This is a genomic window from Streptomyces sp. NPDC088915 (assembly GCF_044749825.1).
In the GTDB taxonomy this organism is placed as follows: Bacteria; Actinomycetota; Actinomycetes; order Streptomycetales; family Streptomycetaceae; genus Streptomyces.
Genome location: NZ_JBIVIR010000018.1, coordinates 1 through 24,540 on the forward strand (window position 1 = coordinate 1; position 24,540 = coordinate 24,540).

The window sequence follows — 24,540 nt, forward strand, 5'->3', positions numbered from 1 at the left end:
GCATCGCCCGCCTGCACAACCTCGCCCTGGCCGGGTAACGGAGAGACGGGCTGATCAACCAGCACACCGTAGATCATTTACGGGACAGCCCTTAGCCACGGTGTTCCGGCGCGCCTGGAACCCCTTCCGAACCCACAGCCTTCTTGCGAATGGAGATAGCTACTACAAGCTCTCCTGATGACCATCCCAACGGTGCTCTAGAGTTACGGGCTCTCCTGTTAAGGAGCATCCCCGGAATGGCAGACCCATTTCGGCGTCACTCCAGCCGAATGCTGGTCGCATCGGCAGCGCCTGCTTCCCCTACCGGGACACCACCTGGTCCATGAACAGCTCGTAGGTTGTTCGGTTGTGTTTGCGTGCTGCCACTACCTGCGAGCGGAAGTTGCGAAGCGCCGCGTCCACCGCCTGCCGGTTACGCAGAGTCGACGTCACCAGGGGGTCCCGAAGTTGACCCGGGGCGAAGGCCAACAGGGACTCCACGATGGGCTCCCACGCTGCGGCTGCCTCGGACATGGTCACGTTCTTCTTGAACCGCATGACGTAGGCGTCGCTGACAGCTTCTCCGACGAGCGTCTCTCTCGTGGCTCCGATGGCCTCCGCAGCAAGCATGATCGACCCCCGCAGGCCGAACCACTCAAACAGCTCGATCTCGTCCTCAGTCCGTGCCCCTGCCTCGATGCGCCCGAGTCTCGCCTTCTCTAGCTCAACAGCGCGCAGCAGGCTCGCGACGAACACGATGTGTTCGGCGGTGACGCGTTCCGGGAAGACCCGGCTGTAGATGGCATCCTGCTCCCAGATCTTGCTCTTCTCGTGGTAGGCCACGCCAGATTCGCCGTGAAAGGCGGCGAGGGCCTGTGCCGCGACCTCTGCGGAGAGATGGTTTTCTCCCGGGCGGCGGATGACATCCTCCGCACCCCCGCGCCGACCGCCGTTGTAGCCGACGACCCCCAACTTCTGAAACTCTCGGACAAGCCGCCTCTGCACACCGTCGTTGCTACGGAAGTCCGATGCTTGCGTGGGGTTCTGCCGGTTGTTGTAGCGGACGATGCTCTTGACGGTCTCGGGGTCGTTGCAGCGGATGAACCGAGTAAGGACATGGCTCTTCTTACCAATATCCCCCGCCGGGACCGAGCCGATCGCTCCGGTCGTCTGGGCGCCGTTGACGATACCCAGCCCCGTGATCTCAACCGTGCCGTCGATGAAGCTGAAGTCGTGCACGAGAGCGGTGATGCCGTTGTTGTAGGCCCACAGGTTCGCCGGCTCGTTCAGGACCGTTTCCTGGATGCCGTTGTTGATGTTGCTCTGCGACCGACGGCTCCCCAGGTAGTCACGAACGTTCGAAGAGAAGAGACCTGCACCGTGCTGCTCGAACCGCTCATGCAGCCAGCTCACCGGCACGCTCGTACACAAAGCAGTCCACTTGTCACCGCGTTCCTCGAACGCCCCCGGAACCTCAATCGTGAACGTGTCTGACACCAGGATCGGGGTTTGCGAGTTTTCATAGTGCTCAGACAGCCTTTTGCGCCCCAACTCTTCGCAAGAGACCTCAATTTCATTGCCCGGGTAGCCGTGCCTCAACTGGGCGTAGGCGGCGTCGCGAGCCGCTTCGAGCTCTCCGACGACCTGCCGTGATTCTGGAAGGTTGTGGACGTACCAGATCGCTACATGCCCGATGACGTCGTCTGCCAGTGCATCGTGAAGCTCGCGCCAAGCAACGCGAAGGGTATCCGGCACCCCGTCGGGCTCGCTCTTACTGAACAACCAGTTGACCGCCTGGTGAAGGGAAGCGGCCTTCCTGGCAGGCGCTTGCAACTTCGCGGTGTTCTCGGACTCGTAGCCCTGGGCGAGAACAACGCGGCCAGCACCACGGTCAATGTAGAGCAGATCGCACGACTTATCGTTGGGATGATCAGTCAGCGACGAGGCGGCGACCGTGCCGATGTCCTCGATGTCGAGCATGAGTTGCAGCGCGAGCAGCAACCGCTTGTTGGAGCCGTACCGATCAAGATCAGCACGCTTCTGAAGGGCTGTTTCGAGGCCATCTGTCACCGCACCAGACTACATGTTCACTCATTTTCTGTTGATGTTTCTAGCTGCGCGGCAGAGGCTCCCGGCCCCAGGAGCGCCCCCGACTCAGCTCGATGATCAACTGAGTTCGTCAGGCGTAGCCAGTGCCGCACATCTGCTGTTGGGGCTCACGAGAGCCGGGCACCTCAACCTTCCCAAAATGCAAGGTTGATCTGCACAACTAAGCAGCCCCCTGTGCAGATAACTCTTCATCCTGCAGGTCACGACCACTGTCTGGTGCAGCCTTCGGCCGCACCAGACACGCGCACTCCGAGGAGGTGGCGCCGTGGCTCACCGAGGGGTGGACGATCCCCGACGATCCCGGCTTCATGATGGTCAAGCGGCTGGATCCCGGCGTCCGCCCCGCGCCCCCGAGGGGTACGCCCGGACCGTCGAGGCCCGGGACGGCGTCGTCCGGGTCCGGGTCCACGCCCCGGACGGCACCCTCGCCGCCCGGGGGCAGATCGCCCCGACCGGGGCCACCGCCGTCGCCGACCAGATCGAGACGGACGCGGCGCACCGGCGCCGGGGCCTCGGCGCGAACGTCGTGCGCACCCTGGAGGCCGCCGCCGCCCGGGCGGGCGCCGTGACCGGCGTCCTCTCCGCGACCAGGGACGGCCGACAGCTCTACGGCGCGCTGGGCTGGGAGCACCAGGGGGCCGCTGACCGGGATCGTGCGGGGCGGGGTCTGAGCCCCGGGCACACCGGGCGGTGGCGGAATCCGGTCGTCCGGCTGCGCCGGGGCGCCCCGGCGGGCATGCTCCTCCCATGAGGAGAGGCGCGTGGGGAAAGCGATGCGGGGCCGTGCTGCTCGCGGCGGCCCTGGCCGGCGGTACGGCCGGCTGCGGGGCGGACGCGGAGACCGGGGCCCCTCCGGCACCGGGCGCGCCGGGGACCACGGCCGGGCCGGACTCCCCCGGCGCCACGACCGGGACGGTCACGCCGGGCACCCCCGGCCCCACCGCCACCCCGGGCATCCCCGGCTCCCCCACCGCGCCCGACGCTCCCCGGCAGGACCCCCGGCCGGGCGAGGTCCTCGTCCAGGTGGTCGTCACCGGTGGCTTCGCCGGGGTGCGGAACCGGCTCGTCGTGCACCGGGACGGGGAGTGGACGGTCCATACGGGCGACAAGCCGCCCCGGACCGGCCGGCAGACCGCCGCCGAGGCCGCCGAGCTGCGCGCGGCCCTGGAGGACCCCGCCTTCGCCCTCGTCCCGGCGCGGCCCACCGGACGGCCGATCGCCGACGGGTTCCAGTACGAGGTGACCCACCGCCACCGCGTGGTCGTCGCGGGCGACGGCGACCGCCCGCCCGCACTCCAGCGCGTCTTCGACGCCCTCCCCGAGGGCGGCCCGCCGACGAGCCCCTGAGACCGCCCCGGCCGGCGGTTTCCCCGGGGCCTGTCCGGCAGAGGTGGGCCCGGTCTGCGACCCCGATCCGCCGGACGGATCCCAGCCGTGAACCGGACCGGGGCCCGGCCGGCCGGCGGAGTTCGGCGCGTCGGCGGCCGTCCGGAACACCCTCGGCCCGGTGGGCCTCGCGGCGGCCTCCGCCGTCCTCCTCGGCGCCCGCCCGAGCCGGCTCCCGCCCGCCCTCTACGCGGGCGCGGTCCCCCTCCCGCCGGGACGGGCGGCGCGGCGGACCGGTGGGCCCGGGTGACGCGGCCGGGTCCGCAGGGCGGGGCGTGGGCGACGGCGGTGGGCGTCTTCGCGGCGGGTACGGCCCTGTACGCGTGGCGGGGCGCCCGGGGCGGGTCCGGCGGGCGCCGAAAGGCCGGAACGGGGTGCCGGGCGGGCCCGTGGGCGGTGCCTCCCGGGCGCCCGGCGCGTGACCTCCCGGGGTCGGGGCGGGGTCGGGGTGGGCCGGGGTGGGGGGTGCGGGAGGGGGCCTCCCGGGAGAGGGGGTGGGCCACGACTGCCCGTTCCCGTAACGCGTTTGTCGTCGTCACCGCCGTTCGACGAGGATGGCGGGCACCATCCGACGAGACGACGAGAGCGGAGCGACCGACGATGTCAGGACCCGTGACCCTCGACCGACGCGAAGGACCCCACGGAGAGGTCGTCCTGCGGCGCCGCGACGAGCACTACGAGATCATCGCCAACGGCACCTTCCTGATGGACACCTCCGACGGGCGCTCCGAACGGCTCCTGATCGACGCGGCCCTCGCCGCGCTCCCCGAGGAGCGCCGGGCCGGCGCCTCCGTCCTCGTCGGCGGGCTCGGCGTCGGCTTCTCCCTCGCCCACGCCGCCGCCGACCCCCGCTGGGGCCGGATCGTGGTCGTCGAGCGCGAGGGGGCGATCATCGACTGGCACCGGCAGGGTCCGCTCGCCGCGATCTCCGGGGCCGCGCTCGCCGATCCCCGGACCGTGATCCTGCACACGGACCTCGTCGAGCACGTCCACACCTCCGCCGACACCTACGACGCCCTCTGCCTCGACATCGACAACGGCCCCGACTGGACCGTCACCGAGGACAACGAATCCCTTTACTCCGCCCGGGGGTTGGCGGCCTGCGCCGCCCGTCTGAACCCCGGCGGGATCCTCGCCGTGTGGTCCGCGCGGCCCTCCGCGGATTTCGAAGCAACCTTGCGGAATGCCGGATTCAGCGGGGTACGGACGGAAGAGGTGCCCGTTGCCCGGGGCGTCCCGGACGCGGTCCACCTCGCGGTCCGTCCCGGCTGACTCCTGGATAGCCGGGACACCACCGGTACCTCTAGGCTGCTGCACCGACATCGGCGACGCGAGGCGGGGCAATGGAGCAGACACACACCACTCACCACGGTGCGGCGGCCACTCCGGGGGCCCAGCGGCGCGTCCTGGTGGTCGAGGACGACGCCACGATCGTCGAGGCGATCTCCGCCCGGCTGCGCGCCGAGGGCTTCCTCGTGCAGACCGCGACCGACGGCCCCGCCGCCGTGGACGCGGCCGAGGCCTGGCAGCCCGACCTGATGGTCCTGGACATCATGCTGCCCGGTTTCGACGGCCTGGAGGTGTGCCGCAGGGTCCAGGCCCAGCGGCCCGTCCCGGTCCTCATGCTGACCGCCCGCGACGACGAGACCGACATGCTGGTCGGCCTCGGCGTCGGCGCCGACGACTACATGACGAAGCCGTTCTCGATGCGCGAGCTGGCCGCCCGGGTGCACGTGCTGCTCCGCCGGGTCGAGCGGGCCGCGCTCGCGGCGGTCACCCCGCGCAGCGGCATCCTGCGCCTGGGCGAGCTGGAGATCGACCACGCCCAGCGGCGGGTCCGGGTCCGCACCGAGGACGTGCACCTGACCCCGACCGAGTTCGACCTGCTCGTCTGCCTGGCGAGCACCCCCCGCGCGGTCCTCTCCCGCGAGCAGCTCCTCGCCGAGGTGTGGGACTGGGCGGACGCCTCGGGCACCCGGACCGTGGACAGCCACATCAAGGCGCTGCGCCGGAAGATCGGGGCCGAGCGGATCCGCACGGTCCACGGCGTCGGCTACGCGCTGGAGACCCCGGCGCCATGAGCCCCCGCGGGCCCGGAGGGCCGGAGGAGCCGGGAGGGGCGCGGGAGACGGACGGGTCCGGCACGTTCCGTGGCGGGCAGCGGCGCCGCCGGATCGTGATCTCCATCAAGACCAAGCTGGGCGCCCTCGTCGTCGGGGCGGTCCTGCTGACCTCCTGCCTCGCCCTGGTGGCGATCCGCACGTCCACCGAGTTCCGGTACATCACGATCTTCGCGATGATCGCGACCCTGCTCATCACCCAGTTCGTGGCGCAGTCCCTGACCGCCCCGCTGGACGAGATGACCACGGTGGCCGGGACGATCTCGCGCGGCGACTTCAGCCGCCGGGTGCGGGGCGCGGACCGGCGGGACGAGCTGGGCGACCTCGCCTCGACGATCAACCGCATGGCGGACGACCTGGAGGCCGTGGACCGGCACCGCAAGGAGCTGGTGGCGAACGTCTCGCACGAGCTGCGGACCCCGATCGCCGCGCTGCGGGCCGTCCTGGAGAACGTCGTGGACGGGGTGTCCGAGGCCGATCCCGAGACCATGCGGTCGGCCCTGAAGCAGACCGAGCGCCTGGGCCGGCTCGTGGAGACGCTCCTCGACCTGTCACGCCTCGACAACGGTGTCGTGGCCCTGCGGGGGAGCCGCTTCGAGGTCTGGCCGTACCTCTCGGGGGTCCTGCGGGAGGCGAACCTCGCCGCGTCCCAGCGCGGCCTGTCGTCCACCTCGGGCCTGCACAACCGTACGGACGTGCACCTGCACCTGGACGTGTCGCCGCCCGAGTTGGCCGCCCACGCGGACGCGGAGCGGCTGCACCAGGTGATGGCGAACCTGATCGACAACGCGGTGAAGCACTCCCCGCCGCACGGCCGGGTCACCGTGCGGGCCCGGCGCGGCCCGTATCCGGACTCCCTGGAGCTGGAGGTCGAGGACGAGGGCCCCGGCATCCCGGAGTCGGAACGGCACAAGGTCTTCCAGCGGTTCAACCGGGGCTCGGCCTCGCGCCGGCAGGGTCCGGGCAGCGACGGCGGGACGGGTCTCGGGCTCGCGATCGCCCGCTGGGCGGTCGATCTGCACGGCGGCGAGATCGGTGTGGCCGAATCATCACGCGGCTGCCGCATCAGAGTCACTCTTCCGGGCAGTCGTCCACCGACGGATTGACGTAGGGTTCGAACCGGAAGAACACGTTCTGCGTGTACGTGGGCAGGACCTGCGCGCACGTGAACGGGGTGCGATCAGGGGTGCGGCCGAAGAGGGCCGTGCCGATGCTTTTCCGTACCCTCACACCAGCGGAACCACGCTTGTTTCCCGCCATTCACGGCTCCGAAACACCCCGTCAAGTGTGACTTGCGCGACGTTGGAGTGCCCGGCCTGCACCTCCCGGCCGGACAGGCGTAGCCTTTATTTCCGCTGTCCATCACCTTGTGAAGCGGAAGAGGGCGGTTGCCGCCGTGTCGTCTCAGTCCCCCAGTACCCCGAGCTCCCCGACCGACCAAGACGGGCAGGGCCAGAACCCTGCGACCGCCTTCGGTGCCAATGAGTGGCTCGTCGACGAGATCTACCAGCAGTACCTCCAGGACCCGAATTCGGTCGATCGTGCCTGGTGGGACTTCTTCGCCGACTACAAGCCCGGAGCGTCGGAGACCCCGGCCGCCCAGGCGCCCACCCAGAGCCCGCAGGGCACGCCGAGCGCTCCCGCCGCGCCGCAGACGGGCCCCGCACAGGCCGCGTCTGCCGCTCCGGCCTCCGTGCCCGCCCCTGCTCCGGCTCCCGCCGCCCAGAAGCCGGCTCCGGCCGCCGCCGCCCCGGCCGCGGTGAAGGCGGCCCCCGCGGCCGCTCCGGCCGCCGAGCCGGCCGCCGCCCAGGCCGCGCCGGCCGCCGCGAAGCCCGCCGCCGCGAAGGCCGCTCCGGCCTCCGAGGCCCCGGCCGGTCCCGAGCTGATCACGCTGCGCGGCCCCGCCGCCGCGGTCGCGAAGAACATGAACGCCTCCCTGGAGGTGCCGACGGCCACGTCCGTCCGCGCCGTCCCGGTGAAGCTGCTCTTCGACAACCGGATCGTGATCAACAACCACCTGAAGCGCGCCCGGGGCGGGAAGATCTCCTTCACCCACCTCATCGGCTACGCGATGGTGCAGGCCATCAAGGCCATGCCGGCCATGAACCACTCCTTCGCGGAGAAGGACGGCAAGCCGACCCTGGTCAAGCCGGAGCACGTGAACTTCGGCCTCGCGATCGACCTGGTGAAGCCCAACGGCGACCGCCAGCTCGTCGTCGCGGGCATCAAGAAGGCCGAGACGCTCAACTTCTTCGAGTTCTGGCAGGCGTACGAGGACATCGTCAAGCGCGCCCGCGTGGGCAAGCTGACGATGGAGGACTTCTCCGGCGTCACCGTCTCCCTGACCAACCCCGGCGGCCTCGGCACGGTCCACTCCGTGCCGCGTCTGATGCCCGGTCAGTCGGTCATCATGGGCGTCGGTTCGATGGACTACCCGGCCGAGTTCCAGGGCACCTCCCAGGACACCCTGAACAAGCTGGGCATCTCGAAGGTCATGACCCTGACCTCGACGTACGACCACCGGGTCATCCAGGGCGCCGCCTCCGGCGAGTTCCTGCGGATCGTCGCGAACCTGCTCCTCGGCGAGGAGGGCTTCTACGACGAGATCTTCAAGGCCCTGCGCATCCCCTACGAGCCGGTCCGCTGGCTCCGCGACATCGACGCCTCCCACGACGACGACGTCACCAAGGCCGCGCGCGTCTTCGAGCTGATCCACTCCTACCGGGTCCGCGGCCACGTCATGGCCGACACCGACCCGCTGGAGTACAAGCAGCGCAAGCACCCCGACCTGGACATCACCGAGCACGGCCTCACCCTGTGGGACCTGGAGCGCGAGTTCGCGGTCGGCGGCTTCGCCGGCAAGTCGATGATGAAGCTCCGCGACATCCTCGGCGTGCTCCGCGACTCGTACTGCCGCACCACCGGCGTCGAGTTCATGCACATCCAGGACCCGAAGCAGCGCAAGTGGATCCAGGACCGCGTCGAGCGCCCGCACTCCCGCGTGGAGCGCGAGGAGCAGCTGCGGATCCTGCGCCGGCTGAACGCCGCCGAGGCCTTCGAGACCTTCCTGCAGACGAAGTACGTCGGCCAGAAGCGCTTCTCCCTGGAGGGCGGCGAGTCCGTCATCCCGCTGCTCGACGCGGTCATCGACTCGGCCGCCGAGTCGCGCCTGGACGAGGTCGTCATCGGCATGGCCCACCGCGGCCGGCTGAACGTCCTGGCGAACATCGTCGGCAAGTCGTACGCCCAGATCTTCCGCGAGTTCGAGGGCAACCTCGACCCGAAGTCGATGCACGGCTCCGGCGACGTCAAGTACCACCTGGGCGCCGAGGGCACCTTCACGGGCCTGGACGGCGAGCAGATCAAGGTCTCGCTCACCGCCAACCCCTCGCACCTGGAGGCGGTCGACCCGGTCCTGGAGGGTGTCGTCCGCGCCAAGCAGGACGTCATCAACAAGGGCGGCACGGACTTCACCGTCCTGCCGATCGCCCTCCACGGTGACGCGGCCTTCGCCGGCCAGGGCGTCGTCGCCGAGACGCTGAACATGTCGCAGCTGCGGGGCTACCGCACCGGCGGCACGGTCCACATCGTCATCAACAACCAGGTCGGCTTCACCGCCGCCCCGGAGTCCTCGCGTTCCTCGATGTACGCGACCGACGTGGCCCGCATGATCGAGGCGCCGATCTTCCACGTGAACGGCGACGACCCGGAGGCCGTGGTCCGCGTCGCGCGGCTCGCCTTCGAGTTCCGCCAGACGTTCAACAAGGACGTCGTGATCGACCTCATCTGCTACCGCCGCCGCGGCCACAACGAGGGTGACAACCCCTCGTTCACCAACCCGCAGATGTACAACCTGATCGACAAGAAGCGCTCGGTGCGCAAGCTGTACACCGAGTCGCTCATCGGTCGCGGGGACATCACCCTGGAGGAGGCGGAGCAGTCGCTCCAGGACTTCCAGGGCCAGCTGGAGAAGGTGTTCGCGGAGGTCCGCGAGGCCACCACCGCCGCGCCGTCCTCGGTGCACGTCCCGGACGCCCAGGCCGAGTTCCCGGTCGCCGTCACCACCGCGGTCTCCCAGGAGGTCGTGAAGCGGATCGCCGAGTCCCAGGTCAACGTCCCGGAGCGGATCACGGTCCACCCGCGTCTGCTGCCGCAGATGCAGCGCCGCGCCGCGTCCATCGACGACGGCACCATCGACTGGGGCTTCGGCGAGACCCTCGCCATCGGCTCCCTGCTGATGGAGGGCACCCCTGTCCGGCTCTCCGGCCAGGACTCCCGCCGCGGCACCTTCGGCCAGCGCCACGCGGTCCTGGTGGACCAGGAGACCGGCGAGGACTACACCCCGCTGCTCTACCTGACCGAGGACCAGGCCCACTACAACGTCTACGACTCGCTGCTCAGCGAGTACGCGGCGATGGGCTTCGAGTACGGCTACTCGCTGGCCCGCCCGGACTCCCTGGTCGTCTGGGAGGCCCAGTTCGGCGACTTCGTCAACGGCGCGCAGACCGTCGTCGACGAGTTCATCTCCTCGGCCGAGCAGAAGTGGGGCCAGACCTCCGGCGTCACGCTGCTCCTGCCGCACGGCTACGAGGGCCAGGGCCCGGACCACTCGTCCGCGCGCCCGGAGCGCTTCCTCCAGATGTGCGCCCAGGACAACATGACGGTCGCCATGCCGACGCTGCCGTCGAACTACTTCCACCTCCTGCGCTGGCAGGTGCACAACCCGCACCACAAGCCGCTCATCGTCTTCACCCCGAAGTCGATGCTGCGCCTGAAGGCCGCGGCGTCCAAGGTGGAGGAGTTCACCACCGGCGGCTTCCGCCCCGTGATCGGCGACGAGACGGTCAGCCCGGCCGACGTCCGCAAGGTCGTCTTCTGCGCGGGCAAGGTCTACTACGACCTGGAGGCCGAGCGCCAGAAGCGCGGCGTCACGGACACGGCGATCATCCGTGTGGAGCGCCTGTACCCGCTGCCGGGTGCCGAGCTCCAGGCCGAGATCGCCAAGTACCCGAACGCCGAGAAGTACCTGTGGGCCCAGGAGGAGCCGGCGAACCAGGGTGCCTGGCCGTTCATCGCGCTCAACCTGATCGACCACCTCGACCTGGCGGTCGGCGCGGACATCCCGGCGGGCGAGCGCCTGCGCCGGATCTCGCGTCCGCACTCCTCCTCCCCGGCGGTCGGCTCGGCCAAGCGCCACCAGGCGGAGCAGCAGCAGCTCGTCAACGAGGTCTTCGACGCCTGATCCCGTACCGCTCGCGCGTGACGGGCGGAGGCCCGGCACCCCACCAGGGGTGCCGGGCCTCCGGCGTTCCCCGGGCCCGGGCGGGCGACAGGGGCGCGGGAGACACGGCCTATCCTGAGCGCATGTACTTCACCGACCGTGGCATCGAGGAACTGGAGAAGCGGCGCGGCGAGGAGGAGGTCACCTTCGAGTGGCTCGCCGAGCAGCTGCGGACGTTCGTCGACCTCAACCCCGACTTCGAGGTGCCGGTCGAGCGCCTCGCGACCTGGCTGGCCCGTCTGGACGACGAGGACGAGGACGAGGAGTAGGGCGCTGCCGCGCCCCCGGACGCCGTACGGTCACCGCTCCCGCAGCCGGTCGTAGGCGAGTCCGAGCGCGCCGTGCGCGACGAGCAGGGCCCCGGCCGTCGCCCAGCCGCCGCTGCGCCGGCCGGCGCCCCAGAGCAGCAGCGGCACTCCCGCGGCGAGCTGCGCCCCGCCCAGGACACGCGCGCGCGTGCCACGCAGGTACGGGCCGAGGGGCCCCTCCTCCACCACGTCGAGCTCGGCGCGGACGGCGTCCTTCCAGCCGGGCCGTTCGAGCTGTTCGGCGCCCTGCGCGAGGGCGACGGAGCGGAGCCGGTCGGCGTGGTCGCCGGGGGCGAGACCGGTGGGCAGGGCGAGGCCGGCGCGGGCGAGGACCGCGACGATCCCGACGAGCCGGCTGTGGGCGTCGGCCTCCGGGTCGGGCCCGGTGAGCGGTTCGAGGGCCTGCACGTCGAGGACGGGGTCGAGGGCGAGCCGGGCGGCGAAGGTGCGCATGGCCTCGTCCTCGCCGACGGGGGTGCCGTCCGCGAGCCAGGTGTAGCCGACCGTGCGGCGGAAGCCGGCGGCGAGGATGAGTCCGGCCCGGTCGCGGTCCCACCACAGCGCGACGACGGGCCAGGTGGCGGCCGAGACGGCGAGGGCGGTGGCCCAGCCGGTGACGACCTGTTCGACGGGCTCCCCGCCGTGGAGCCAGGGCTTCCCCTCCGGTACGAGCACGCTCCAGCCGGTGCCGGCGGGGGCGAGGAGCAGGCGCTCTCCGAGCAGCAGGGCGGGCGGCCGGACCGCCGGGGACTCGGCGCGGCAGAGCAGCAGCGCGCCGACGGGGTGCGGTCCGGATGTCGCGTTCATGCCCCTACGCTAGGCCAATTTGTCCGCGTAACGAGGTAATTGCGCCCCACCCTAAGGGAAGAGTCAGGGTTGACTTCATCGAGCCGCGATATATCGTGTTGTTCGAAGGACGCGATATGTTGCGTTGCCGATGCGGGAGGTCAGCACCATGACAGAGTGGTCCGTCGCCGAGCCGACGAAACTGGCACCGGCCGACCCCGTGACGCGCCTGCGGATCCGCGTCGTCAACGGCACGGTGAACGTGGTGGGGACGGAAGAGAGTTCCGCCCGCGTGGAGATCTCCGAGATCGACGGCCCGCCGCTGATCGTGTCGCAGGACGGCTCCACCCTGACCGTGGGCTACGAGGACCTCCAGTGGAAGCACGTCCTCAAGCTGTTCGACCGCAAGGAGTACCGGCGCCGGGCCGTCGTCTCCGTCGCCGTCCCCGCGGGGGCCGACGTCGAGGTGGGCGTGGTCGGCGCCGAGGCCGTCGTCTCCGGCATCAGGGGACGTACGGAGGTGCGCGGCGTCAGCGGCGACACCACCCTCCTGGGGCTCTCCGGCCCGGTCCGCGCCGAGAGCGTCTCGGGGAGCCTGGAGGCCCAGTCGGTCACGGGCGCCCTGCGGGTCAACTCGATGACCGGGGACGTGACGGTGATCGAGGGCGCCGGCGTCTCCGTGCAGGCCGAGACGGTCAGCGGCGACATGGTCGTCGACCTCGCCCCGGCCGGGCCCGACGGCCCGCCCGCCGACATCCGGCTCACCAGCGTCTCCGGCGAGGTCGCCATCCGGCTCCCGCACCCGGCCGACGCCCGGGTCGAGGCGAGCACCACGAGCGGCTCCGTGTCGAACGCCTTCGAGGACCTGCGGGTCGGGGGCCAGTGGGGCGCCCGGACCGTCACCGGCACCCTCGGTCCGGGCCGCGGCACCCTCAGGGCCACCACCGTCTCCGGCTCCATCGCCCTGCTCCGCCGCCCCGAGGCGGACGAGGACACCGGCGCCGGCCCCTCCTCCGCCCCCTCCGCGACCGGAAAGGTGCTCTGACATGCCGCCCGTCTTCGCCCACGGCCGCCTGCGCCTCTATCTGCTCAAACTGCTCGACGAGGCCCCGCGCCACGGCTACGAGGTGATCAGACTCCTGGAGGAGCGCTTCCAGGGCCTCTACGCGCCCTCGGCCGGCACGGTCTACCCCCGCCTGGCCAAGCTGGAGGCCGAAGGACTCGTCACCCACGCCAGCGAGGGGGGCCGGAAGGTCTACTCGATCACCGACGCGGGCCGCGCCGAGCTGGCCGGGCGCGGCGCCGAACTGGACGACCTGGAGCGGGAGATCCGCGAGTCGGTGTCGGAGCTGGCGGCGGAGATCCGCGACGACGTGCGCGGCGCGGCCGGCCGGGTCCGCAGCGAGATGCGCGCGGCGGCGGGCCGGGCCAGGACGGCGGACGCCTCCTCGTTCGCCGACGCCAAGGAGGAGCTGCGCCGGGTCGGGCAGGAGTGGAAGCAGCAGGCCCGCGAGGCCCGCGCGGAGGCCCGGTCGGCGCGCCGCCAGGCGAAGGAGTTCCAGCGGATCGCCCAGCAGGTCCAGGAGGAGGTCCAGGACCACTTCGCGCGGGGCGACTGGCCCAAGGGGGTCTGGGAGGGGATCTCCGGCATCACGGCCCAGCTCGGGGACCTGGTGACGGGCACGACCCACCCGAAGGCCGGTGCCGCCGGCCAGGAGCCGCCGTTCGCGGCGGCCCCGGCCGGCGAGGCCCCGGAGTGGGCGCGGGACGTGGAGGGTTCGGGCGATCCGGCCCGTGACCTCGACCGGCTCCTCGACCGCTTCCGCGACGAGATCCGGGACGCCGCCCGCGACCACGGGGTGACCCGGGACCAGCTGGCCGAGACCCGCCACCACCTGGCGACGGCGGCCCACCGCATCACGGGCCTGCTGCACCCCGACAGGAAGGGGTGAACGGCCGGGAACGAAGGGCCGCGGGGCGAACGGCCGGATACGGCGAACGGCCGGCGCGGGGCGAACGGTCGGCGCGGGGCGAGCGGCCGGCGCGGGGCGAACGGCCGGCGCGGCCCCGGTGTCAGCGGCGGGTGGCCGTGACCGTCACCCGGGCGTCCGGGGCCGCGAGGATCCAGGCCCTGCCCCGGTCCTTGCGGAGGGCGAGGGCCGCGCCCCGGGCCGTCACCCGCCAGTCGCCCGGCGGCAGGGAGAGCTCGGTGACCCGGGAGCCCCTGCGCCCGGCGGCGTCGTACGAGAGGCGGTAGACCCCGGTCCCGGGGTCGTACGCGGCGGAGCGGACCCGGCCCGCGACCGCCTCCGCGTACGGCTCGGCGGTCAGCTCCTTGTTGGTGCGGAAGGCGCCGGTGCCGTCGACCGCGCAGTAGCCGCCGCCGTAGCACCACACGTAACCGGCCCAGCCGGAGCCGTAGCGGCCTAGGGAGGACATCGCGTCACGGTAGAAGCGGTTCATGTTCGGCAGGGAGTTGTTGAGCGGCCCCCACTCCCCCACCACCACGGGCACGCCGTACTGCTCGGGGTAGCGGGTGACGGCCCGCTCGTAGTCCTCGATCCAGCCGGCGGCGGGGTCGTAGTCGGCGCCCGCCTCCATGCCGGTGTTGTAGAAGTGCGGGGCGTAGACGACCTTCGGGTCGTGGATCCGCCCGAGCCCGGTGGGCACCCCTTCGCCCACGACGGGGGTGGGCTCGACGAAGATCCAGGCGTCCCGGTCGACCGCGCGGACGGCGTCGGCGAGCCGGTTGTAGAGCGGGGTGAGCTGGTCCCGTTCGATGCGCCGGGCCGCCGTCGCCAGGTCCTCGCCCTCCCGGACCTCCCCCATCGGCTCGTTGATCAGGTCGTAGCCGAGGACGGCCGGGTGGTCGTCGAAGCGGTCGGCGAGCACCCGCCACATGCGGGCCTGGGCGCGCCTCAGGTCCTCGTCCTCGTACAGGTGGGTGAAGGCCCGCTGGACGGCGGGTTCGAAGTACTCGGAGAACCAGTCGTCCGGGCGCGGGGTGAAGGGCAGCCCGTCGGTCCTGGTCGCCCACGCGGGAATGCCCCGGTGACCGAAGGCGGGCCCGAAGACGTCCTGGTGGGCGTCGAGGAGGACCTTGACGTCGTACGTCTCCGCCCAGTCCAGGATCCGTTCGATCTTCCGCAGATAGGCCTGGCTGTACTGGCCGGGCCGGGGCTCCAGGTCGTCCCAGAAGACCAGGAGGCGGGCGAAATTGAAACCCTTGGCCCGCATGTCGCGGAAGTGCTTCTCGGTGACGGCGGAGAGGGCGGCGTCGCCCCGGTTCGCCTTGTCCTCGACGTTCCAGCCGCGCAGGGTGAGGACGCGGCCGTGCTCGTCGGTGAGGGCGGGGATGCCGCTGCCCGCGCCCACGGCCCCGGCGCGTGGCTCCGCGCGGGCGGCGGTCGGGGCGAGCAGCGCGGCGACGGCGGCGCTCACGAGCAGGGTGGTTCGCCAGGTGGTTCGCGGCATGGAAGACCTCCGGCACGACGGTGTGTTCGGGGTGCGCGTGCCGGAGATCCCATCAGCATTACTGACGAGTCATCAAGAGGTCGTCAGGACGACCTTTCCGAAGAGGTCGCCGGCGGCCATCTTCTCGAAGCCCTCGCGCGCCCGGTCGAGCGGCAGGACGTCGTCGATGACCGGGCGGACGCCGGTGGCCGCGCAGAAGGACAGCAGGTCCTCCAGCTCGTCCTTGGAGCCCATCGTGGAGCCGACGACCTTCAGCTCCAGGAAGAAGATCCGGGTCAGCTCGGCGTGCGAGGGGCGGTCGCCGCTGGTGGCGCCCGAGATGACGAGCGTGCCGCCCGGTCGCAGCGACTTGATCGAGTGGGACCAGGTCGCGGCGCCGACGGTCTCGATGACCGCGTCCACGCGCCCCGGGAGCCGCGCGCCCGGCTCGTACGCCTCGACGGCGCCCAGCTCGACGGCCCGCTTGCGCTTCTCCTCGTCGCGGCTGGTGGCGAAGACCCGCAGGCCGGCCGCCTTGCCGAGGGCGATCGCGGCAGTGGCCACGCCGCCGCCGGCGCCCTGCACGAGGACCGAGTCCCCGGGGCGCACACCGGCGTTGGTGAAGAGCATGCGGTACGCGGTCAGCCAGGCGGTGGGCAGGCAGGCGGCCTCCTCGAAGGAGAGCTCCTTCGGCTTGGGCAGCACGTTCCAGCGGGGGACGGCGACCCGCTCGGCGAAGGTGCCCTGGTAGCGCTCGGTGAGGATGGAGCGGGGCTCGTCCGGGCCGACCCCGTGACCCGTCTGGCCGATCACGGAGTGCAGGACGACCTCGTTGCCGTCCTCGTCGATCCCGGCGGCGTCGCAGCCGAGGATCATCGGCAGCTTCTCCTCGGGCAGGCCCACCCCGCGCAGCGACCACAGGTCGTGGTGGTTGAGGGAGGCGGCCTTGACGGTCACGGTGGTCCATCCGGCCCGCGCCTCGGGTTCGGGGCGTTCGCCCAACTCGAGGCCGCTCAGCGGCTGGTCACGGTCGATTCGGGCGGCGTAGGCAGCGAACATGGCCCCGACCCTAGGGCTCGCGGGCGGGCGGGGGAACCACACCCCGGTGTGACCCGTGTCGCCCGGCGGACCCCGGACACCGGGACCGCTCCGGTACGAGCGCCCGGCCATCGCTCCCGTACAGGCCCCGTCCGTACACCCGTACGCCGAAGGGCCCCGTCCCGGCGTGCGGAACGGGGCCCTTCGGGCGTACCCGTCGAGCAGGCGCGTCAGCGGCGGGCGACGCCCTCGGCGCGGGCGGCGGCGGCGACCGCGGCCGTGACGGCCGGGGCGACCCGCTCGTCGAACGGCGACGGGATCACGTAGTCGGCGGCGAGCTGGTCGCCGACCACGTCCGCGAGCGCGTTCGCCGCGGCGATCTTCATGCCCTCGGTGATCCGGGAGGCCCGGACCTGGAGCGCGCCGGCGAAGATGCCGGGGAACGCGAGGACGTTGTTGATCTGGTTCGGGTAGTCCGAACGGCCGGTCGCCACGACGGCCGCGTACTTGTGCGCGACGTCGGGGTGGACCTCGGGGTTCGGGTTGGCCATCGCGAACACGAAGGCGTTCGGGGCCATGGCGGCGACGGCCTCCTCGGGGACCGTACCGCCGGAGACGCCGATGAAGACGTCGGCGCCGGCGAGGGCGTCCTCCAGGGAGCCGGTCAGACCGGCCTTGTTCGTGATCTCGGCCAGCTCGCGCTTGACGTCCGTGAGGTCCTCGCGGTCGCGGCTGACGATGCCCTTGCGGTCGGCGACGGCGACGTCGCCGAGGCCGGCCTCCAGGAGGAACTTCGCGATCGCGACCCCGGCCGCACCGGCGCCGGAGATGACCGCGCGCAGGTTGCCGAGGTTCCGGTCGGTCAGCTTCGCCGCGTTGCGCAGGGCCGCGAGCGTGACGATCGCGGTGCCGTGCTGGTCGTCGTGGAAGACCGGGATGTCGAGGCGCTCCTGGAGCTTGCGCTCGATCTCGAAGCACCGCGGGGCCGAGATGTCCTCCAGGTTCACGCCGCCGAAGGAGGGGGCGAGCCGGACGACGGTCTCGACGATCTCGTCGGTGTCGGTGGTGGCGAGGGCGATCGGGACCGCGTCCACGCCGCCGAACTGCTTGAAGAGGATGGCCTTCCCCTCCATGACCGGGAGGGAGGCCTCCGGGCCGATGTCGCCGAGGCCGAGCACCGCGGTGCCGTCGGTCACGACCGCGACGACCTGGGACTTCCAGGTGTAGTCGTTGACCAGCTCGGGCTGCTCGGCGATCGCGGTGCACACCTTGGCGACGCCGGGCGTGTACGCGAGGGACAGGTCGTCCTTGTCCCGGACGGGGACGGTGGCCTGCACGGCCATCTTGCCGCCCCGGTGGAGGGCGAAGACAGGATCGAAGGGCTCCTCGGGAGCTTCCGTACCGCTGTCGTTGCGAGGGTTGACGATCTCCGCTGCCATTGGGTTGACCCCTTGAGTCTGTTTCATTTGAGGGTGGCCGCTCCCGGTTGGGGAGGGGTGGGAGGCACCGCGGCCGCCTTGTCTGGCAGCCGCTCGGGCGCGCCGCACAACGCGCCCTGAGCCCCGGATGAGGGGTGTAAGGATCCTTCTTACCGGACGGACGGCACCGCAGACGAGTCCATACCCGCTCGGTGACACGACTCATACCGAGAGCATCCGGGCACGTATGGGTGATGACACGTCACACGATGTCCGCATAGATGCCCAGGGCACCCGATTGGCGGCCTTCCCGTCGTCCGAATGGCGAGATCAACCGGAGATTTTTCGGTGTCGGGGAAGGGATTCCGCAGAAGGTCCGGCCTTGATGGAGCGGTCTGTCGTGATTCGGGGGTCACCCGTTACCCGATTTTGACATCCGTGGCCGTCGGTTTGAGGCAGTCCGAATGGCAAGATGCCGTAATCACACGAGGCCGCGACACTCGAAGATGCGTACGTGGCCACCTGGCATCTCCCTGATACGCCGGAGGAACCCGACCATGACCGCACGCTCCACGCGCTGTACGACCGCCGCCAAGACCCGCACCTCCCGTCTTGCCGCGGTCGCCGCCATCGCGGTCGCCGGCTCCATGCTGATGACCGCCTGCGGCGACCAGACCGAGGGCGGCTCGGCGGAGGGCACCTCGTCCTCCCAGAAGCCCGCCTCCACCGCGCCGCTCTTCTCGAAGCTCCCGGCCGACATCCAGAAGTCCGGCGTCATCAAGGTCGGCACGGACGCCTCGTACGCCCCCATGGAGTTCACCGAGGGCGGCAAGATCGTCGGCGTCGACCCCGACGTCGCGCAGGCCCTCAGCAAGCAGCTCGGCGTCAAGCTGGAGTTCGTCTCGGGCACCTTCGACGGCCTGATCACCTCGATCTACAGCGGTCGCCAGGACCTGATCATGTCCTCGATGACGGACAACAAGAAGCGCCAGGAGGGCCTGGACGACAGCGGGAAGAAGATCGGCAAGGGCATCGACTTCGTCGACTACTTCAGCTCCGGCGTCTCCCTCCTGGTCAAGAAGGGCAACCCGCAGGGCATCAACTCCCTCGACGACCTCTGCGGCAAGACCGTGGCCGTCCAGCGCGGCACGATCTACGAGGACACCTTCAAGGCGCAGGCCACCAAGTGCGGCGACAAGAAGCTGACCATCCAGGCCTTCGACACCGACGCCGAGGCCCAGACCCGCGTCAAGGCCGGCGGCGCGGTCGCCGACCTGAACGACTACCCGGTGGCCGCGTACATCGCGAAGACCTCGGGCGGCGGCAACGACTTCGAGGTCGTCGGCAGCCAGAGCGACGTCGGCCTCTTCGGCATCGGCGTCTCCAAGGACAAGCCCCAGCTCCGCGACGCCGTCAAGGAGGCGCTCGACGCCATCATCAAGGACGGCTCCTACGCCGAGGTCCTGAAGAAGTGGGACGTCGAGGACAGCGCGGTCACGTCGGCCACCGTCAACGCCGGCAAGTGACCTCGTCGCACCACTGAAGGGCAGTCGTCATGACTGACAAGATCCACAAGGACCCGGCCGCCGCTCCGGCCGGGTCCGGCCCCTCGGGGTCCGCCCCGTACGAGGCGATCAAGGCCGTCCCCGTGCGGCACTACGGCCGCTGGGTCAGCGCCGTGGTGGTCGTGGTCCTCCTCGGCTGGCTGGCCTACGCCTTCTCCCAGGGCAACATCATCTGGGACACGGTGCGGGACAAGGTGTTCGATCCGTCGATCATCAGCGGCCTGTGGAACACCATCCTCATCAGCGTCGCCTCGATGGCGCTCGGCCTCGTCCTCGGCATCCTCTTCGCCGTGATGCGGCTCTCCAAGAACCCGGTCACCGGCGCGGTGGCCTGGCTCTACATCTGGTTCTTCCGCGGCACGCCGGTCTACGTGCAGCTGCTCGTCTGGTTCAACCTGTCGCTGATCTTCCAGTACATCGACCTCGGGCCGATCTACAAGAACGAGACCGTGGACGTCATGACGCCGTTCATGGTGGCCCTGCTCGGCCTCGGCCTGAACGAGGGCGCCTACATGGCGGAGATCGTCCGGGCGGGCATCCAGTCGGTCGACGAGGGCCAGACCGAGGCGGCGCACGCGCTCGGCATGTCCCAGACGAAGACCATGGGGCGGATCGTCCTTCCGCAGGCCATGCGGGTGATCGTGCCGCCGACGGGCAACGAGTTCATCAACATGTTGAAGACCTCGTCGCTGGTCTCGGCCGTGCAGTACACCGAGCTGCTGCGGGCCTCGTCGAACATCGGCAACACGGCCGGTGCCGTGATGGAGATGCTGTTCGTCGCCTCCATCTGGTACCTGGCGCTGACCAGCGTGTTCAGCGTCGGCCAGTACTACCTGGAGCGTCGCTTCTCCCGCGGTTCGACCCGCAACCTGCCGCCCACCCCCTGGCAGCGGATCAAGGCGAACCTGAGCACGTTCAAGCGCCCGGAGGTGTCCCGATGACCGGCGAGCCCATGGTCAAGGCCGAAGGCGTCCACAAGTCCTACGGCGCCGCCCACATCCTCCGGGGCATCGACCTGGAGGTCCGCAACGGCGAGGTCTTCTGCCTGGTCGGTCCGTCCGGCTCCGGCAAGTCGACCTTCCTGCGCTGCATCAACCACCTGGAGCGCATCGACGCCGGCCGGCTCTCGGTCGACGGGCACCTGGTGGGGTACCGCCAGAAGGGCGACAAGCTCTACGAGCTGAAGGACAGCGAGGTCGCGCTCCAGCGCCGCGACATCGGCATGGTCTTCCAGCGCTTCAACCTCTTCCCGCACATGACGGCCCTGGCCAACGTCATGGAGGCGCCCGTCCAGGTGAAGGGCGAGACGAAGGCGGTGGCGCGCGAGCGCGCCGAGCGCCTGCTCGACCGGGTCGGCCTGCGGGACAAGATGGGGAACTACCCCTCGCAGCTCTCCGGCGGCCAGCAGCAGCGCGTGGCGATCGCCCGCGCGCTGGCGATGGAGCCGAAGCTGATGCTCTTCGACGAGCCGACCTCGGCGCTCGACCCGGAGCTGGTCGGTGACGTCCTCGACGTCATGCGGGACCTGGCCGAGTCGGGCATGACGATGGTCGTCGTCACGCACGAGATGGGCTTCGCCCGCGAGGTCGGCGACTCGCTGGTCTTCATGGACGGCGGCGTGGTGGTCGAGTCGGGCAACCCGCGCGACGTCCTGGGCAACCCGCAGCACGACCGGACGAAGGCGTTCCTGTCCAAGGTGCTGTAGGGCGCACGGGAAGGGGCGGTACGGGATCTCCCGTACCGCCCCTTCGTCCGTCTTCGGCCCGGCTACTTCACGGCGAGGAGCAGGGTGTCGGAGGGCGAGGCCCAGACGGTCCGGGCCTCGCCGAAGCCGGCGGCGCGCAGGGTGTCGGCGTGCCAGCGCGGGGAGGGCATGTCGCCGTCGGCGTGCTCGCCGTAGATCTCGAAGCGGCGGGCGGTGGGCCCGGCGAGGACGGGGTCCCTGCCGGCGAGGGCCCACCAGTCGGCCCAGTCGAGGACCCCGGCGGCCTTCTCGCGGTCCATGCGCGCGTGCCGCTGCGCCCGCTCGGCGGCGTTGATGCGGGGCGTGGCCCCGTCGATCATGTGGTCGGCGTTCATGAGGACGCCGCCGTCCCGGACGAGCCCGGCGAGCTGCCCGTAGAGGGCGGCGAGGGGCTCGCTGTGGAGCCAGTGCAGGGCGGTGGCGGCCAGGAACACCCTCTAAACACACACTCTAGCCACAGGGTGTGTCCAGGCACAGGGAAACCCCGCCCATGCGCACGGGGTACGGCGCACAGGCGGGGCAGTCTTGCGGGTCAGCCAGTCACGGGAACACGCTGATCGGGGGTGCCCAGCCATGCGGATTCGCCCGTTGCGGTCACGGTCAGACCGAACCGTTCCGGGCCGGGACGGTCGTGCAGCGCCCACCAGTCGTGAGCCGCTTCCGCTTCGTTCCAGAGTCGGCGCGGACCGTGCTGCCAGACCGTGAACCGGTCGTCCGACTTCCCGTCCCAGTCCACGGCCGCCCAAGACATGGCGTCGGTCGTCGCGACCCACAGTCGGGACGCGACCCCTTCCACGTCGGGGTTGTCGTGCCACGTCCACCACACGTCACGGAGCTGTAGCCCCATGGCGAACTGCGCGGCGAGATCACCACCGGCCACCCGCCACGGCGGAAGGCTGGTGGTCGACTCGTCGGGCTGGTGGTCGTCGCGCACCACGTCACGGAAGATCCGCAGGTCCGTGCGCTGGTTCCTCATGAGCATGAACGCGGAGTGCGGCGAGAAAGGGCCCGACGCGCTTCCGGTCTCGTCCACGGTCATGCGGAGCAGCCCGTAGCAGACCCACGGACTTTCCCATGGGGTGAGGATGACGCCCCCGGACTTCACCTGGTCGACCCACGGACGCGGGACGGACCTTACGGAGCACGTCGCCACGAGCCGGTCATACGGCGCGTTGTCCGGGTACCCCTCGGCCCCGTCCCCGGTCACGACGGCAGCAGTGACCCCCTCCTTCCGCAGACGCTCCCCGGCTTCCCCAGCCAACACGGGGTCGACTTCCATGGTCGTCACGTTCCCCGGGCCGGCGACATGGGCCAGGAGACCCGCGTTCCATCCGGTTCCGGTGCCGATCTCCAGGACCCTGTGCCCTTCGTGCACGTCGAGCATGTGCAGCATCCGGAACACGATGCTCGGGGCGCTCGCGGACGATGACGCCCACCGCTCGCCGTCGCCGGGGTCCTCGCCGTCGTTGATCTGCGTCACGACGGAATCGTTGGCGTAGACCACGCGAAGCCACGTTTCCGGAGCGTCCGCCCGGTTGCACGGCTCCAGGCCCTCACCCAGAAAGACGCGCTCGGGGACGAAGGCGGACCGGGGAACATTCCATGCCGCACGCTCCCACTCGGGCGTCACCGGCGCGTCCATGTCGTCGTTCACCGCGCCGAGCAGACCGCGCAGGGCGATTCGCTCGGACGCGGCGAATTTCGGTGTCGTCACCTGCGTCAGTCTTCCTTCTTGTGCTTCGGCGGATCCTTCGGCTTGGCCGTGTCCGACGACGGCTTGGACGTGCCCGGGTCCTTCCCTCCGGAGTGCTGCCCACTGCCCCCGCTGCCGCCCTTACCCGTTCCCCATCCCATGCTGTTCCCCTCTCTCGGTCACGTACGGCTTTTCGGAACCCGCCCGGCGGTCTCACGTCCCCACATGGGCCCCACCGAGCGGGCGTAATGCCCCCGAGCCCACCGGCGTGGATCGCGCAAAGTGGGCTCGGGGAGTCTTGGGGGCTACTCGTCGCCGCCGGAGAACTTCGGCAGCGTGGTGCCCGGCGGAAAGTACACAACGCCGGAACGGGGATCTTGGGCCCCGCCGTACTCGGTCCACCACCCCTCGGGAGAGCCCCTGTATGGGCTGTCAGGGCTTTCGAGGAGGCTCACCAGCTCGGGGGCCGGTAACGGCCGCACAGGGCGTCTCTGGAGCCGCACAGGGGTCACCGAACGCGCCGGAACGGCTTGGCGCACTTGCTGTGCCGGTAGACCACGGCGGGCGGTCCAGACTGCCGCTCCACCGATCCCCGACGGCAGGGCTCAAGCGTCCCGATCGGCTGGTTGCACTCGGGGCAGGTCACTCCCTCGGGCGCGTACGTTGCGTACTCGTCCCTGCGGGCGTCCGTGTCTCTGGTCGTACTCGCCATCGCTGGTGTCCCCTCACGTGGTCCGACGACGACCAAGCTAGGGAGATAGGAACCCCAACTCCCATGCAATTGCACGAGATTGCACGCGAGTTATCCGAGAGCACCCAGCGCGGATGTGATCAACGCGCGAGCGGCAGCCCCGTAGACGGCCAACGCAGCCAGTTCCGCGAACGTCTCGGCGTACATGGTCACCTCGCTGGGCTGCGTGATCGTGAGGTAGCCGGAGACCAATTCGACGTTGACTTGGGCCATGTCGTAGATCCAGAACCCCTCAGCCGGCCAGCGCTCCCGATCGGGCCGCATGGGCACAATGCCCAAGCTGACATTGGGAAGGGAGGCAACCGAAATCAGGTGCCCAAGCTGCCCGGACATGACCTCGGCGCCACCGATTCCGGCGCGCAACACCGACTCTTCGACGAGGAACGCAAACCGCCGGTCACCTTCGTACAGCACGCGCTGACGTTCCATGCGGGCGGCTACGGCTTCGGCCACATCGTCCACCAGACCGCGCCGCCGCTGGATCGCTTGGAGCGCTGCCGTGGTGTACGGCTGCGTCTGAATCATGCCGGGTACGAGCCACGACGAGTAGGACCGGAAACGACGGGTCCGTTGATACAGCGGCAAGCGCGCTTCCTGTGCCTGCTTGAGTCCCGCCCTCTCCATACGACGCCAGTTGACCCACATGCCTTCTGCGGTCCGCAGCGAGGCAATCAGGTCCTCGGTCTGGTCCTCAGCACCGCACGCCTGACACCAGGCCCGAATGTCGTCAGCGGACGGGGGCGTCTTGGCGTTCATGATCCGGGACGACTTGGACCGGCTCCACCCGCAGCGCTCGGCAAGGTCAAGACCGGTCAGCCCGGCATCCCGGCAGAGATCCGCGAGACGTTTCGCGAGAGCCTGCCGGGCTTGCTGGGCGCTGGAAGATGCAGAGACAGCCATGGGTACGTG

19 protein-coding genes and 1 pseudogene are annotated in these 24,540 nt (G+C 70.6%); 12 read left to right on the forward strand and 8 right to left on the reverse strand.

Translation table 11 applies throughout. The annotated features are described in order from the left end of the window. Positions 1-300 precede the first annotated feature (300 nt). Complete coding sequence (locus tag ACIP5O_RS28895; protein WP_401298279.1) at positions 301-2,049, reverse strand: AIPR family protein; 1,749 nt, start codon at positions 2,047-2,049, stop codon at positions 301-303. A 304-nt stretch (positions 2,050-2,353) separates the two neighbouring features. On the opposite strand from ACIP5O_RS28895, the gene ACIP5O_RS28900 reads away from it, so the two are divergent. From ACIP5O_RS28900 to ACIP5O_RS28930, 7 genes are all read left to right on the forward strand, one after another. Further along, positions 2,354-2,839: a GNAT family N-acetyltransferase gene (locus tag ACIP5O_RS28900; protein ID WP_401298281.1), complete on the forward strand. Its 486-nt coding sequence runs from the start codon at positions 2,354-2,356 to the stop codon at positions 2,837-2,839. Then, positions 2,836-3,435, forward strand: a complete 600-nt coding sequence (locus ACIP5O_RS28905; protein ID WP_401298284.1) for a hypothetical protein — start codon at positions 2,836-2,838, stop codon at positions 3,433-3,435. The genes ACIP5O_RS28900 and ACIP5O_RS28905 overlap by 4 nt, the downstream gene beginning before the upstream one ends. A gap of 639 nt (positions 3,436-4,074) precedes the next feature. Continuing rightward, the gene (locus ACIP5O_RS28910; protein ID WP_401298286.1) at positions 4,075-4,746 is read left to right on the forward strand and encodes a spermidine synthase; all 672 of its coding nucleotides are present in this window, start codon (positions 4,075-4,077) and stop codon (positions 4,744-4,746) included. A gap of 71 nt (positions 4,747-4,817) precedes the next feature. Continuing rightward, positions 4,818-5,555: a response regulator transcription factor gene (locus tag ACIP5O_RS28915; protein ID WP_062752240.1), complete on the forward strand. Its 738-nt coding sequence runs from the start codon at positions 4,818-4,820 to the stop codon at positions 5,553-5,555. After that, positions 5,552-6,700, forward strand: coding sequence for an ATP-binding protein (locus ACIP5O_RS28920; protein WP_401298288.1), 1,149 nt, complete (start codon positions 5,552-5,554; stop codon positions 6,698-6,700). Before ACIP5O_RS28915 ends, ACIP5O_RS28920 begins: the two co-directional genes overlap by 4 nt. A 290-nt stretch (positions 6,701-6,990) precedes the next feature. Further along, on the forward strand, positions 6,991-10,836 hold the full coding sequence (locus ACIP5O_RS28925; protein ID WP_401298291.1) for a multifunctional oxoglutarate decarboxylase/oxoglutarate dehydrogenase thiamine pyrophosphate-binding subunit/dihydrolipoyllysine-residue succinyltransferase subunit: 3,846 nt from the start codon (positions 6,991-6,993) through the stop codon (positions 10,834-10,836). Positions 10,837-10,958: 122 nt separating this feature from the next. Next, a complete protein-coding gene (locus ACIP5O_RS28930) occupies positions 10,959-11,144 on the forward strand; it encodes a DUF6104 family protein (RefSeq protein ID WP_030190019.1) in 186 nt (61 codons plus the stop codon). 30 nt (positions 11,145-11,174) lie between these two features. Here the strand turns inward: ACIP5O_RS28930 and ACIP5O_RS28935 are convergent, their stop codons facing one another. Further along, entirely contained in the window at positions 11,175-11,990 is an 816-nt protein-coding gene (locus ACIP5O_RS28935) for a hypothetical protein (RefSeq protein ID WP_401298294.1), read from the reverse strand. A gap of 148 nt (positions 11,991-12,138) precedes the next feature. On the opposite strand from ACIP5O_RS28935, the gene ACIP5O_RS28940 reads away from it, so the two are divergent. After that, entirely contained in the window at positions 12,139-13,014 is an 876-nt protein-coding gene (locus tag ACIP5O_RS28940) for a DUF4097 family beta strand repeat-containing protein (protein WP_401298297.1), read from the forward strand. A 1-nt stretch (position 13,015) separates the two neighbouring features. Continuing rightward, positions 13,016-13,921 carry a PadR family transcriptional regulator gene (locus ACIP5O_RS28945; protein WP_401298300.1) on the forward strand — a complete coding sequence of 302 codons (906 nt, stop codon included), beginning with the start codon at positions 13,016-13,018 and terminating at the stop codon, positions 13,919-13,921. Between the two features lie 121 nt (positions 13,922-14,042). Here ACIP5O_RS28945 and ACIP5O_RS28950 read toward each other — a convergent pair whose 3' ends face one another. The 3 genes from ACIP5O_RS28950 to ACIP5O_RS28960 form a co-directional block, all read right to left on the reverse strand. Continuing rightward, entirely contained in the window at positions 14,043-15,443 is a 1,401-nt protein-coding gene (locus ACIP5O_RS28950; RefSeq protein WP_401298303.1) for a cellulase family glycosylhydrolase, read from the reverse strand. Between the two features lie 72 nt (positions 15,444-15,515). Beyond that, positions 15,516-16,481 carry a zinc-binding dehydrogenase gene (locus tag ACIP5O_RS28955; RefSeq protein ID WP_401298306.1) on the reverse strand — a complete coding sequence of 322 codons (966 nt, stop codon included), beginning with the start codon at positions 16,479-16,481 and terminating at the stop codon, positions 15,516-15,518. 209 nt (positions 16,482-16,690) lie between these two features. After that, positions 16,691-17,899 (reverse strand): NADP-dependent malic enzyme, encoded by a 1,209-nt coding sequence (locus tag ACIP5O_RS28960; RefSeq protein ID WP_401298309.1) that lies wholly within the window; start codon positions 17,897-17,899, stop codon positions 16,691-16,693. A gap of 536 nt (positions 17,900-18,435) precedes the next feature. Between ACIP5O_RS28960 and ACIP5O_RS28965 the strand changes: the two genes are divergently transcribed. From ACIP5O_RS28965 to ACIP5O_RS28975, 3 genes are read left to right on the forward strand one after another with little or no spacing between them, the layout of a single operon-like run. Further along, on the forward strand, positions 18,436-19,404 hold the full coding sequence (locus ACIP5O_RS28965) for an ABC transporter substrate-binding protein (RefSeq protein WP_401298311.1): 969 nt from the start codon (positions 18,436-18,438) through the stop codon (positions 19,402-19,404). A 29-nt stretch (positions 19,405-19,433) separates the two neighbouring features. Next, complete coding sequence (locus ACIP5O_RS28970) at positions 19,434-20,384, forward strand: amino acid ABC transporter permease (RefSeq protein ID WP_401298314.1); 951 nt, start codon at positions 19,434-19,436, stop codon at positions 20,382-20,384. Next, positions 20,381-21,148, forward strand: coding sequence for an amino acid ABC transporter ATP-binding protein (locus ACIP5O_RS28975; protein WP_125662824.1), 768 nt, complete (start codon positions 20,381-20,383; stop codon positions 21,146-21,148). Before ACIP5O_RS28970 ends, ACIP5O_RS28975 begins: the two co-directional genes overlap by 4 nt. Before the next feature lie 62 nt (positions 21,149-21,210). Here the strand turns inward: ACIP5O_RS28975 and ACIP5O_RS28980 are convergent. From ACIP5O_RS28980 to ACIP5O_RS28990, 3 genes and pseudogenes are all read right to left on the reverse strand, one after another. Continuing rightward, positions 21,211-21,615, reverse strand: a pseudogene (locus ACIP5O_RS28980) (SAM-dependent methyltransferase); the annotation flags it as partial. A 104-nt stretch (positions 21,616-21,719) separates the two neighbouring features. After that, positions 21,720-22,829 (reverse strand): methyltransferase domain-containing protein, encoded by a 1,110-nt coding sequence (locus tag ACIP5O_RS28985; RefSeq protein ID WP_401298317.1) that lies wholly within the window; start codon positions 22,827-22,829, stop codon positions 21,720-21,722. 853 nt (positions 22,830-23,682) lie between these two features. Continuing rightward, a complete protein-coding gene (locus tag ACIP5O_RS28990) occupies positions 23,683-24,531 on the reverse strand; it encodes a helix-turn-helix domain-containing protein (protein ID WP_401298320.1) in 849 nt (282 codons plus the stop codon). Positions 24,532-24,540: the final 9 nt, after the last annotated feature.

What these genes read in the sequence shown, in the direction of transcription:
- ACIP5O_RS28905 (WP_401298284.1), top strand. Translation starts at nt 2,836, where the DNA reads ATGAGGAGAGGCGCGTGGGGAAAGCGATGCGGGGCCGTGCTGCTCGCG.
- ACIP5O_RS28910 (WP_401298286.1), top strand. Translation starts at nt 4,075, where the DNA reads ATGTCAGGACCCGTGACCCTCGACCGACGCGAAGGACCCCACGGAGAG.
- ACIP5O_RS28915 (WP_062752240.1), top strand. Translation starts at nt 4,818, where the DNA reads ATGGAGCAGACACACACCACTCACCACGGTGCGGCGGCCACTCCGGGG.
- ACIP5O_RS28920 (WP_401298288.1), top strand. Translation starts at nt 5,552, where the DNA reads ATGAGCCCCCGCGGGCCCGGAGGGCCGGAGGAGCCGGGAGGGGCGCGG.
- ACIP5O_RS28930 (WP_030190019.1), top strand. Translation starts at nt 10,959, where the DNA reads ATGTACTTCACCGACCGTGGCATCGAGGAACTGGAGAAGCGGCGCGGC.
- ACIP5O_RS28935 (WP_401298294.1), bottom strand. Translation starts at nt 11,990, where the DNA reads ATGAACGCGACATCCGGACCGCACCCCGTCGGCGCGCTGCTGCTCTGC.
- ACIP5O_RS28940 (WP_401298297.1), top strand. Translation starts at nt 12,139, where the DNA reads ATGACAGAGTGGTCCGTCGCCGAGCCGACGAAACTGGCACCGGCCGAC.
- ACIP5O_RS28945 (WP_401298300.1), top strand. Translation starts at nt 13,016, where the DNA reads ATGCCGCCCGTCTTCGCCCACGGCCGCCTGCGCCTCTATCTGCTCAAA.
- ACIP5O_RS28950 (WP_401298303.1), bottom strand. Translation starts at nt 15,443, where the DNA reads ATGCCGCGAACCACCTGGCGAACCACCCTGCTCGTGAGCGCCGCCGTC.
- ACIP5O_RS28955 (WP_401298306.1), bottom strand. Translation starts at nt 16,481, where the DNA reads ATGTTCGCTGCCTACGCCGCCCGAATCGACCGTGACCAGCCGCTGAGC.
- ACIP5O_RS28960 (WP_401298309.1), bottom strand. Translation starts at nt 17,899, where the DNA reads ATGGCAGCGGAGATCGTCAACCCTCGCAACGACAGCGGTACGGAAGCT.
- ACIP5O_RS28965 (WP_401298311.1), top strand. Translation starts at nt 18,436, where the DNA reads ATGACCGCACGCTCCACGCGCTGTACGACCGCCGCCAAGACCCGCACC.
- ACIP5O_RS28970 (WP_401298314.1), top strand. Translation starts at nt 19,434, where the DNA reads ATGACTGACAAGATCCACAAGGACCCGGCCGCCGCTCCGGCCGGGTCC.
- ACIP5O_RS28975 (WP_125662824.1), top strand. Translation starts at nt 20,381, where the DNA reads ATGACCGGCGAGCCCATGGTCAAGGCCGAAGGCGTCCACAAGTCCTAC.
- ACIP5O_RS28985 (WP_401298317.1), bottom strand. Translation starts at nt 22,829, where the DNA reads ATGGACGCGCCGGTGACGCCCGAGTGGGAGCGTGCGGCATGGAATGTT.
- ACIP5O_RS28990 (WP_401298320.1), bottom strand. Translation starts at nt 24,531, where the DNA reads ATGGCTGTCTCTGCATCTTCCAGCGCCCAGCAAGCCCGGCAGGCTCTC.